This window comes from Cyclobacteriaceae bacterium, assembly GCA_025808415.1.
Taxonomy (GTDB): Bacteria; Bacteroidota; Bacteroidia; order Cytophagales; family Cyclobacteriaceae; genus UBA2336.
Genome location: CP075525.1, coordinates 66,133 through 78,080, shown reverse-complemented (window position 1 = coordinate 78,080; position 11,948 = coordinate 66,133). Strand labels below are relative to the sequence as shown.

Annotated in this window: 9 protein-coding genes; 5 read left to right on the top strand and 4 right to left on the bottom strand. The window is 43.6% G+C overall.

What is annotated here, in order from left to right; translation table 11 throughout:
- Nucleotides 1-47: 47 nt before the first annotated feature.
- Both KIT51_00320 and KIT51_00315 read right to left on the bottom strand, forming a co-directional pair.
- Nucleotides 48-473, bottom strand: a complete 426-nt coding sequence (locus KIT51_00320) for a CBS domain-containing protein (GenBank protein UYN86767.1) — start codon at nt 471-473, stop codon at nt 48-50.
- Nucleotides 474-555: 82 nt separating this feature from the next.
- Nucleotides 556-2,196, bottom strand: a complete 1,641-nt coding sequence (locus KIT51_00315; protein UYN86766.1) for an AMP-binding protein — start codon at nt 2,194-2,196, stop codon at nt 556-558.
- Nucleotides 2,197-2,272: 76 nt separating this feature from the next.
- On the opposite strand from KIT51_00315, the gene polA reads away from it, so the two are divergent.
- From polA to KIT51_00300, 3 genes are all read left to right on the top strand, one after another.
- Nucleotides 2,273-4,993: a DNA polymerase I gene (gene polA, locus KIT51_00310; GenBank protein ID UYN86765.1), complete on the top strand. Its 2,721-nt coding sequence runs from the start codon at nt 2,273-2,275 to the stop codon at nt 4,991-4,993.
- Between the two features lie 61 nt (nt 4,994-5,054).
- Nucleotides 5,055-6,185: an AAA family ATPase gene (locus KIT51_00305; GenBank protein ID UYN86764.1), complete on the top strand. Its 1,131-nt coding sequence runs from the start codon at nt 5,055-5,057 to the stop codon at nt 6,183-6,185.
- A 2-nt stretch (nt 6,186-6,187) separates the two neighbouring features.
- On the top strand, nt 6,188-7,156 hold the full coding sequence (locus KIT51_00300; GenBank protein UYN86763.1) for a pyridoxal-phosphate dependent enzyme: 969 nt from the start codon (nt 6,188-6,190) through the stop codon (nt 7,154-7,156).
- 201 nt (nt 7,157-7,357) lie between these two features.
- Here the strand turns inward: KIT51_00300 and KIT51_00295 are convergent, their stop codons facing one another.
- Both KIT51_00295 and KIT51_00290 read right to left on the bottom strand, forming a co-directional pair.
- The gene (locus KIT51_00295; protein ID UYN86762.1) at nt 7,358-9,580 is read right to left on the bottom strand and encodes a M1 family peptidase; all 2,223 of its coding nucleotides are present in this window, start codon (nt 9,578-9,580) and stop codon (nt 7,358-7,360) included.
- A gap of 31 nt (nt 9,581-9,611) precedes the next feature.
- Complete coding sequence (locus tag KIT51_00290) at nt 9,612-10,196, bottom strand: HupE/UreJ family protein (GenBank protein UYN86761.1); 585 nt, start codon at nt 10,194-10,196, stop codon at nt 9,612-9,614.
- Between the two features lie 114 nt (nt 10,197-10,310).
- Here KIT51_00290 and KIT51_00285 point away from each other — a divergent pair, with 114 nt between their 5' ends.
- Nucleotides 10,311-10,799, top strand: a complete 489-nt coding sequence (locus KIT51_00285; protein UYN86760.1) for a hypothetical protein — start codon at nt 10,311-10,313, stop codon at nt 10,797-10,799.
- A 9-nt stretch (nt 10,800-10,808) separates the two neighbouring features.
- Nucleotides 10,809-11,822, top strand: coding sequence for a gliding motility lipoprotein GldB (locus KIT51_00280; GenBank protein ID UYN86759.1), 1,014 nt, complete (start codon nt 10,809-10,811; stop codon nt 11,820-11,822).
- Nucleotides 11,823-11,948: the final 126 nt, after the last annotated feature.

Genomic DNA, 11,948 nt, shown 5'->3' with positions numbered 1-11,948 from the left:
GACAGTTGACATATCGTCAATTGTCCATCATTAATCTAAAATTTGAATCAATAATGCTGCAGCATATACTTGATAACATCTGTAGTGGTAACAATACCCACTAATTTACTTTCATCCTCGTCAGCTACAACAGGCAAAGAGTGAAATTCTTCTTTGGAGAGAATTTCAGCTACTTCTTTAATCGTATCGGTTTCTTTAACAGCGCGTGGTTTGTGCGACATTACCTGACTGATGTTCAGCATGTCGAACACCGCTTCGTCTGCATCGCCTTCACCGGCAAATAGTCCACTAAAGGTCAGCCGATTCAAATCGGTTTTACTGAGCATGCCCACGAGCTGTGTACCATGCACCACCGGCAGGTGGCGGATATGATGTTTGAGGATGAGTTTGTTGGCATTGAGAAGGGTGTCATCCAATTGTACGGCCACAACATTCTTTGTCATGATGGTATTCACGGGTTCGCGCTTTTTCATGGCTCTCTGATTTAGTATCTCAAAGTACCATGCTTCTTCAGTAAACCGCCTGATGAATATCAGCCGGCTCCGGTGATCTTCATCACTCCCAAACTACTTTCCCTTCGGTATGGTACCATTTTGGGTAATGGGGCAGATGGATTTTCTCGACTTCGTTCCGTTTAACTTTTAATGTTGGTGTTAGTAAATTATTTTCTACCGACCAATCATCTTTCATGATAACCGCTTTTTCTACCTGCTCGTGTGATTCAAGTTCGGGATTTAGTTCGTTCAGTGTTTTGCTGATGCTGTTGATCAGGTGCTCTTTGGTTTTGGTTTTTCCACTTGCCGATAGAACGGTCAAGGCAATGGGCTGCGGAACGCCCATACCCACCACACATACCTGCTCAATATCCGGGTTGCTGAGCAGTTTCATTTCAATCGGAGCAGGCGCTATATATTTTCCTTTGTCGGTTTTAAATAAATCTTTTACCCGCCCGGTAATGGTGAGAAAACCTTCTTTCGATACTTCTCCCTGGTCACCTGTTTTTAAATAACCCTCCTCATCAAATAGTTCTTTGGTCATTTCCGGTTCTTTGTAATAACCTTGTGTAAGCCCCGGGCATTTTACGCGGATTTCGCCATGGTCGGCAATTTTTACCGATAAGCCTTTTAGGGGGAGGCCCACCGTGCCATGTCGATTATTGTCAACCCGGTTAAAGTGAGCGTACACACAATCCTCTGTCATACCGTAGGCTTGCAATATGTTTACCCCAATTGATTGGTACCACTTAAGTAAATCAACGGAAATCGGGGCCGCACCGCTAAAGATTTGTTTTGCCCGTGAAAGGCCCAGGCCTTTCTTTATTTTGTTTTTAATGAGCGTACTCACCAACGGAATGGCCAGGAGTGTGTTGAGTTTTTTCTGTGGTAATTTCTCCAGTATTTTTTCATGGAATTTTGCCCAGATGCGCGGCACTGCAAAAAAATGAGTGGGTTGCGTATCGGCCAGGTTTTTCGGGAAAGTTTCAAGGGTTTCGGGAAAGGAGAAAGTGCCTCCCTGGTAAAGCCCCATCACTTCAATACCCATGCGCTCTGCAATATGGCTTAAGGGCAAATACGAAAATAAAACGGGGTGTTGTTGTATGCCCAACTCACCAATGGCTTGCGTAAGTGTTGCGTCAAAATTTGAAACATTGTGCATAACACCTTTTGGTTTTCCCGTGGTGCCAGAGGTATACATAATTGTAAGCAATTCATCGGGTTGCCATAGGTGCACATTTTTCAGAGGCTCGAATTGTTTTATCCACTGTTCCCAGCTATGGTTCTCGTCAATCCCGTAGGCGTTTATGCCAAGCTTCACCACGTTTGATGGAATACCCTGCCGTTGTGGGCTGTAATCATCAAGCTTTCCAACAATAACCAGTTTTGATTCACTGTGCTCTAATATCTGATGGATCGATGATGCCGTTATAGTAGCATAAAGCGGCACGGAGACATAGCCGGCCATCATAATGGCCAGGTCGGCCATGATCCAATGCGCACAGTTTTTTGACAGCAGCCCCACTTTACTTCCTGCCGGAAATCCCAGCGACTGCAGGCCATTTGCAATTCGCCTGATCTCTTCACCGGCTTGTTGGTACGTCCAGGTCTTCCATTGGCCGTTAAAAGGTTGACGCAGAAAAAGTTGTTGAGGGATTTCCTTCTCCCATTTGATAAACTGTGCTAACGGGCTTGAACTCATGTTTGGATGGTTTAAGGTTTTACTATTTACTCAGAAAACAGTTAAAATAAAAGCCCTTCTTTTCTACCTTCGCTACATGAGTGAACCTTCGAAGAGACTTTTTTTACTGGATGCCTATGCGCTGATATACCGCGCACATTTTGCGTTTACAAAAACACCGCGGATTAATTCAAAAGGACATAACACTTCTGTTCCTTTTGGATTTACCAATACATTGCTGGAAGTTTTACAAAAACAAAAGCCAACGCACATTGGCGTGGCTTTCGATACGTCAGCGCCAACCTTTCGCGATGAGATTTTTGAAGCCTATAAAGCCAACCGCCAGGAAACGCCAGAGGACATTCGTTATGGTGTGCCCAAGGTGAAGGAAATTCTAAAGGCTTTTAATATTCCTATTCTTGAAAAGGATGGTTATGAGGCGGATGATATCATCGGAACACTGGCGCATCAGGCGGAAGCCGCAGGCTTTGAGGTCTACATGATGACACCCGATAAAGACTTCGGGCAGTTGGTGACCGATAAAGTGAAACTGTATAAACCAGCCTACATGGGCAATGCCGTAGATGTGATGGGGCCGGAAGAAGTTTGTGCACGATGGGATATTGAAAACGTGAATCAGGTTGTTGAAATGTTGGGCCTGCAGGGTGATAGCGCTGATAATATTCCGGGCATTCCCGGTTTTGGCCCGAAAACAGCAGCCACATTATTAAAGAAATACAAAACTATTGAAGGAATAATTGAACACGTTTCAGAATTAAAAGGCAAGCAAAAAGAACTGGTTGAGCAATATGGCGAGCAGGCGCTGCTCTCCCGAAAGCTGGCCACCATAATTCTGGATGTTCCGGTGGCCTTTAAGGAAGATGACCTGAAGTATAACGGCCCGAATGAAGAGTTGCTGAAACCGATTTTTCAAGAACTGGAATTCAAAACAATATTGAATCGCGTGTTTGGTGATGCTGCTGTGGCTGCACCTGCGGCACCTAAGGCATCGCAACTTTCCATGTTTGGAACCGCAGCTACGGAGGAAGTGGCAGAAGAAAAATCAATTCCGGGAACGGGTGAGAACCGAACATTTGCAAAAGATGCTGTGCAGTATCATTCCCTTACAGCAAAAGAGCAAAAGAATCTTATCCATGATTTAAAAAAAAGCACAGCCTTTGCCTGGACGGTACAAACATCGGATGACAAGACAATAACCGGACTTGGATTTTCAATAAAACCGAATGAAGCTTTTTTTGTGCCGATTGAAAACGAAAAGCAATTGCGGGAGTTCACCGATGTATTTTCAGATCTTGCCAAACTGAAAATTGGTAATAACGTTAAAGCCGCTTTGCTCGCTTTCCGCGAACACGGTCTTTCTGTAAGCGGCCCTCTTTTCGATACGATGATTGCGCACTACCTGGTGGAGCCGGAATCGGCTCACGATATGCAAACTCTTACTGAATTGTATTTCGGGTACCATGTAATGAAGGGCAATGAAGGTGAAGTGGCCGATCGGTTGTGTGAGCATGCCGACTACGCCCTTCAGCTTAAGCAAAAACTGCAGCCTGAACTTGAAAAGCGTGGGCACTCCAGTTTGATGCGCGATGTGGAGATGCCATTGGTGCAGGTGCTGGCAAGTATGGAGTTTGAGGGGGTTACTATTGATGAAGATGTACTTTCTAAAATGTCGGATGATCTGAAAGCAGAAAGTGAGCGTGTGCAGAAGGAGATTTTTAAACTGGCAGGCCAGGAGTTTAATATAAGCTCACCAAAACAGCTTGGTGAAATCCTGTTTGAAAAAATGAAACTGGGCGATAAGCCCAAGAAAACAAAAACCGGTCAGTATGCTACGGGTGAAGACGTGCTCAACAAGCTAGCCGGTGAAAGTGAGATCGTTAAAAAAATTCTCGATTTCCGCGAATATGAAAAACTGCGCTCCACGTATGTGGATGCCTTACCAAAACTCATCGACAAGCGGGATGGGAGAATCCATACCGATTATCGTCAGGCTGTAGCAGCTACCGGTCGGTTAAGTTCCAATAATCCAAACCTGCAGAACATACCCATCCGTACGGAAAAGGGAAGACAAATCAGAAAAGCATTTATCCCCCGCGATAAAAATTTCGTATTCATGTCGGCCGACTACTCACAAATTGAATTGCGCATTGCCGCATCATTTGCGAAGGATGAGATTATGATTGAGGCGTTCAAAAACAAACGCGACATCCACACTACCACAGCGGCAAAAGTATTTAAGGTACCCATTGAACAAGTAACTCCCGATATGAGGCGGAAGGCCAAGGAAGTAAACTTTGGAATTCTTTATGGAAGCACTGCCTTTGGCCTATCGCAAAACCTGAATATTTCACGTTCGGAGGCAGCCGAGATAATCAGTGCTTATTTTGAAGAGTTTCCGGCCATTAAACGTTATATGGACAACGCTATTCTGGAAGCACGTGAAAAGGAGTATGTAGAAACGATTTTAGGAAGGAGACGATACCTGCGTGATATTAATTCCCGCAACATTACCACCCGTGGATTCGCTGAGCGCAATGCCATCAATGCGCCCATACAGGGCAGCGCAGCCGATATCATTAAAATAGCCATGGTAAATATTCATCGATGGATGGTTAAAGAAGGTGTAAAATCACGCATGATCATGCAGGTACACGATGAACTGGTTTTTGACGTACACAAAGATGAGGTGGAGTTGATTAAAGAAAATGTAAGCAAACTGATGAAGAGTGCGGTGCATTTGGAAGTGCCGATGGAGGTGGAGGTGGGCGTAGGTAAAAACTGGCTGGAGGCGCATTAAATGCACAAATTAACAAATTGTTAATAACAAATTGTTAATAACAATTTGTTATCTTTGTTCTATGTCAGAGCCTATAAACCCCTTTCCGATTCACGGTTATTTTGGTCCTGAGTTGTTTTGCAATCGGGACGATGAAAAAGATATGCTGATAGAGGCTGTGAGAAATGGTCGAAATATCACGCTCTTTGCTCCGCGCAGAATTGGGAAATCAGCGCTGATCCATCATGTCTTTCATTTCCTGCATCCAAAATGGAGTTGTATTTACCTCGATGTGCAGGAATCATCATCATTTAAGGATTTTACCAACTTGTTTTTAACTAGTGTGTTGAATGGGGTAAAGCGTCAAAAAACGCTTTTCAATAAAGTTCAGGAATGGTTGTTATCTTTTCGACCGGTGCTTTCAACAAATCCACACACCGGTAGCTTTGAAGTTGAGATTGATTTTAAATCTGATGCACAACAACAAACCTCCATTAAAAGTGCTTTTCAGTTGTTGGATAGCCAAGGCCCTACCGTAATAGCTTTAGACGAGTTTCAGCATATTCATTCATGGGATGAAGGTTTTGCGGTTGAGTCTTGGCTAAGGTCGGAGATTCAACATCTGAAAAATGTTCGATTCATTTTTTCCGGCAGCCAGTTTCATTTATTAACTGAAATGTTTCAATCTGCCAAGAGGCCATTTTTTGCTAGTACACAGCCTATGAATATTGGTAAGATTGAGATGGAGCGGTATCGGATATTTATAGGGCGTATGTTTCAGGCGCATGGTAAAGCTATCCGGACAGAAGAGATTGATTGCATTCTTGAATGGGCTGATGGAAACACGTATAATGTGCAATTGCTTTGTAACCGGATTTTTTCAAAAGCAAGTAAAAAGGTTGAGCAAGCTATGATCGATGAATCGATTATTGAAATTTATGCGGAGAACAAGCTTTCGTACTTTGCTTTGCGAAATTCCATGTCAAAATATCAATGGCAGGTTTTAACGGCAATTGCAATTGAGGGAATGGTGTTTGCGCCTACGGCTCGTGATTTTCTAAAAAAATATGATTTAGGAGCAGGGCCTTCTGTTCTTCGTGCCATGGAGTATCTTCTTTCGAGGGAATTGGTATACCAGTACTATCAGGATAATGGGGAGAAATACTATCAGGTTTACGATATTATACTAATGCGCTGGCTTCAAAAAAAATAATAATGCATAAGACAATGGTTCCTTCATTAGATGATATTAAACGGGCACACGAACGCATCAAACCTTACATTCACCGAACACCGGTGATCAGTTCGAATGGTATTAACGAACTGGCAGGGTGTAAAATCTTTTTTAAGTGCGAGAACTTTCAAAAGATCGGTGCCTTTAAAGCGCGGGGTGCCATGAATGCTGCGCTTTCTTTAAACAAAGAAGATCTCGAAAAGGGATTAGCCACACATTCTTCCGGCAACCATGCACAGGCGCTGGCGCGTGCCGCAAAATTATTGGGTGTGCCCGCTTACATTGTTATGCCCTCTACGGCTCCTGATGTTAAAAAGCGTGGCGTTAAAGGTTTTCAGGGACAGATTTTTGAATGTGAACCAACCCTTGAGGCGCGTGAATCAACGTTGGCTGGTGTAATAAAGAGAACCAACGCAACTGAAATCCATCCTTTCAATAATTACGATGTAATTGCCGGTCAGGCAACCGCAGCAAAGGAATTAATTGAAGACACGGAGAAGCTTGATGTAATTCTGGCGCCTGTTGGTGGAGGAGGCCTGCTGAGCGGAACGCTATTGGCGACTAAATATTTTTCTCCGGGTACACATGTCATAGCTGGAGAACCGGCTGGTGCGGATGATGCTTACCGGTCGTTGAAAAGCGGAAGGATAGAACCTTCACAAGCAAAAGGTGTTGCCGATGGTTTACTCACTTCTTTGGGTGATAAAACCTTTCCGATTATTCGAGACCATGTAAAAGAAATTATTACGGTTACCGATGCAGAAATCATTTCAGCCATGCGGTTGATTTGGGAGCGAATGAAAATCATCGTTGAGCCCTCTTGCTCCGTTCCGTTAGCGGCTTTGCTGAAGGAGAAGAAAAAATTTGCCGGAAAAAAAGTGGGTATTATTCTTTCCGGTGGCAATGTTGATGTGGAGCGGGCGTGTAAATTATTTGCGGAGTATAAATAAAAAGACCTCCAAGGTCTTTAAGACCTTGGAGGTCTGAATATCTAGACCCATCTCAAAAATATCAAACAGGATGTAGTCATCCCGGCCTTGAGCCTGCCTACCGGCAGGCAGGCCGGTGTCTCACTTTTCTTCTTTTCAATTAATGGGATCGCGGATCATTGTCCGTGATGACACCCATTTTTGAGATGGGTTTATAAATAATCAATTCGTTCCTTTCTTAAACTGATCAAACTTTGATTCCGTTGCCCGCTTGGGGAATACATTATCAGCGCTGTTGATATCCGAAGTTTCTTTGAAGGGATCAAGCACAATGTTCACCACTTCCTTATCCTTCACAAATACTTTTGTTACCGTGCTCTCATTCGTTCGCCAGATCTCGGCCGGTATACGATCAACTTCTTTTGAGCCGTCTTTAAAGGTCCACTCAATGATAACGGGCATCACCAGACCACCTTTGTTGGAAAGCTTTACCTCGTACATGTTCTTGTTTTGAAGTTTGTTCAGTATAGCTTTATCATCAATACGGCTTTGGAATTCATTGTAGAATCGCTGATCGGTAGGCAATACACTGATGGGCTCAGGTCCTGCTGAGAAATCGTTGTACTCTTTTTTACCCGAACCTGATCCAGCCTCAGCTTTTTTTGCTGTTACCTGCTTTTCTACTTTGGTTTGTTCGGTGCGCAACGTATACCATTTCACCTGATCAATCGACTGATCAACATTGTCGGTTGTATAGAACCAACCCCGCCAGAACCAATCCAGGTCAACAGCAGAAGCATCTTCCATGGTGCGGAAAAAGTCGGCCGGTTGAGGATGTTTAAACGCCCAACGTTCAGAATATTCTTTGAAGGCTTTATCAAAAAGGTCTTTGCCCATTACGGTTTCGCGCAGGATGTACATGGCAGTAGCTGCTTTTTGGTACTGCTCAGCACCAAACTGAATAACTTGTTCTGAATTTGTCATGAGCGGACGTTGCAACGATTTATCGCCTTTCATGTATCCTACCAATCCTTCGGGCAACCCGCGGCTCCAGTTGTCTTTTGGATAGCGTTCTAATTCTGTGACCAGTTGAACAAAGCTGTTGATGCCCTCATCCATCCAGGTCCACTGGCGTTCATCGTTGTTGATGATCATCGGAAAGAAATTGTGTCCAACCTCATGTACAATTACACCAATCATACGCGTTCTGTCGGAAGCAGTATAGCTTCCATCTTTCTTTGGTCGCCCGAAGTTGAAACAGATCATAGGGTACTCCATACCAATAGAGGCAGCATGGACAGAAATAGCTACCGGATAAGGATAGTCGATCGTCATGCGGGAATAGACTTCCAACGTATTTTTTACAGCCAGTGTTGATTCTTTTTCCCACAGCGGGTTTCCTTCTTTCGGATAGAATGACATGGCCAGCGGTGTTTTGTCATTGATTTTTACCGCCTGCGCATCCCAGATGAATTTGCGTGAAGAAGCAAAAGCAAAGTCGCGTACATTCTCGGCATGGAACTCCCAGGTTTTTTTGGTTTTTGATTTTGTCTTTTCTTTTTGTGTGGCTTCGGCCTGTGTTACAATGATAACCGGCTTATCGAAAGAGGTTTTCGCTTTTTCAAAGCGTTCAATTTCAGTTTTTGTAAGAACATCTTTCACGTTTTGCAAGCTTCCGGTAGACGCCACAATGTGATCGGACGGAACAGTAATTTTTACTTTGTAATCACCGAAAGGTAAGGCAAACTCACCCTGCCCGAGGAATTGCTTGTTCTGCCAGCCGTTTACGTCATCAAATACACACATGCGTGGAAAGAACTGTGCAATAGTGTAAACATAATTTCCATCTTCGGGAAAAAATTCCAACCCGCTACGTTCACCATCTTTCATACGGTCGCCAATGTTGTACGACCACTCCACCTGGAAGGAATATTTCCCCCCGGCAACCAGGGCTTGTGGTAAATCCACGCGCATCATGGTATGGTTAATGGTAAATGGAAGTGCTTTGCCGGAGGCATCCTTTACTGATTTAATTTTGTACCCGCCATCAAAATCATATAAGCCGAGCGATCCGGCTACAAATTTTGCAGGAATGGAATCGCGCAAGCTCGTGGGCCGTGTTTGGCTTTTTAAGCTATTTTGTGCAATCACGTTCTGGTCTAACTGCAGCCACAGGTATTTTAAATTTTCAGGCGAATTGTTGTGGTAAGTAATGGTTTCCGACCCGCTTATGGATTGGTTATCGTCATTGAGCTCAACGTTAATCACATAGTCAGCTTTTTGTTGCCAGTACTTTGGCCCAGGTGCGCCTGAACCAGTGCGGTATTCGTTTGGTGTGGGCAGCGTAGTGCCGAGTTGTTCAAATTTGCCTTGCCATTTGGCGGGTTCCTGCGCACAAACGATAGCCGTTTGAAAAGCGAAAAGCAGTACGAGTAAATTTTTCATGTTTAAATATTAATCTTAATTGTTTAATGATTTACCAGGGGTACGTATTTTTTATAAGTACCAACGCAATGCCTGCGATGGCTGAGGAGAGCACCAGTTTCCAGTCTCTGCGGTTCAGGGTAAAAAGATCGACTAAGATAAAACTGATGAACATAAAAATGGAAACGATTATTATCTGACCCACTTCAAGGCCTACATTAAAGGCAAAAAGCGGTGACACAATATTTTTTTGCTTCCCTAAAATGGCCTGCAGGTAGTTTGAAAACCCCATACCATGTATTAGGCCGAAGAAAAGGGCATAACCATAGTTAATATAGGTGGTGCGATCAGTCACCTCTGTTCTTCTGAAAATATTGGAAAAAGCAGTGATGAATATGGTTAGCGGAATCAGGAATTCAATCACGTCACTGTTTACGACTATGATTTGTAAAGTAGCCAATGCCAGGGTAATGGAGTGCCCGATCGTAAATGCCGTAATCAGTATCAGTAATTTTTTCCAGTCGCGCATCAGGTATATGGCACACAAGGCAACCACAAACAGAATATGGTCATACCCATTGGCATAATCCAGGATATGATCTTTGCCAAGCGTAAAGTATAGCTGAAATTCGCCCATCAATTTTTTTTAAAACCTGCAAGTATAATGTTATTTGAGAAAGTTTCCTTCGGCTTAGTGATGGAAGGAGCCTCACAGCGTTACGGATTTGATTAATTTTGCGTTCTGCGATCTATGGTTATTCTTTTTGCATTCTTTCTTGGCCTTCTGGTACCAGCCCATCCCATTCATATTTCGGTTACTGAAATGGAGTATGATGAGAAGGAAAGGGAATTGGAAATAGTGATGCGGATTTTTTCCGATGACCTGGAGACTTCTATACGGGCAGCCCAAAACGAACCCTTATTGGATTTGCTTCATCCACAAAGTGCTACAACAGATGAGCTTGCCCGGGAATACATTTTAAACCGTTTTAAGGTTACGCTGGATGGTAAGGTACAGAAATTGAATTACCTGGGTTTTGAATTAGATGGTGATGCAATGGTTTTTTACATCCAGGCCGTGCAAGTAAAAAACTGGAAGTCGATCACCGTACTAAATAGTGTTATACTGGAAACGTATGACGATCAATCAAACCTTGTGCACGTTACCCTAAAAGGAAGAACAAAGAGCCTTCGGTTGATGCGAAACAATCCTTCCGGAACACTTACGTTTGATAAATAAATCAGTACCATGCAAGGCATATCAAAGTTAATTGTAGTGATGGGTGTACTCGCCATCTTTTTGATTGGGTGTAACCGCGATCAAGAGGAAAAGTGCGCTTTTGTTCCACCGGTAAAGGACCGGGTTTCACTTGAATTTATTTCCCTTTCTGACTCAATTGTAAACATTAGCTCTAAAAGTGAGCTGATTTCATTTTTGGCTCGTTATCCCATTCTCCGCGATTACTTCCTTCGCAGGTCCATGTATCCAAACGACTCCGTTTTTTTGGAGGAGCTTTACAAAAGGTTTACTAACAACTACCTGGATACCTTGCGGGCTGATGTAAAGCGTGTGTTTGGTGACGAGCAGCAACTGAAGCAACAATTTCAGGAAGCTTTCAGCAACATGCGCTACTATTATGCCGATGCACAGCTGCCAAAAATCCAAACGTTGGTTACTGGTCTTGATAACGACATGTTGGTGAGTGATTCACTAATAATAATAAGCCTTGATTACTACCTGGGGCCAGGTGCAAAATACCGCCCTAATATGTATGAGTATTTGTTAAGGCAGTATGTGAAAGAAAACATAGTTCCATCCACCATGCTCTTATATGGAATGAACCGCTTTAGTTATAACAATCTTGCCGATGATCGGGCCATTGCCGACATGATAGCCTTTGGCAAAGCGTATTACTTTGCCAAGCACATGTTGCCGTGTGTGCCGGATAGCGTTTTTATTTGGTATACCGGGGATGAGATTAAGGGCGCTAAAGAAAATCAGGATATGATCTGGTACCGGTTAATTGAAGATCAGGTGCTGTACTCCACCAACCATATGGTGAAGCAACGCTTTCTTAGTGAACGGCCCTTTACCATTGAAGTGGGAGAGAAATGCCCCGGCCGGATTGCGCAGTGGGTAGGTTGGGAAATTGTGAAGAGTTATATGAACACCCACCCGGAAACATCGTTGCCACAACTGATGGAAATGAGTGATGCTGATAAATTGTTTAAGGAATCGAGGTATAAGCCGGTGAAGAAATAGATTCATTAAAACGATGATCCGGAAACATGCCTATAACTTCATTTTTAGTCATCGCGGGCCTGCCTGCACGTAGCCGCTTCGGCAAAGGCAGGCATTTGACCCGCAATCCCAAACTATTACTGAGAT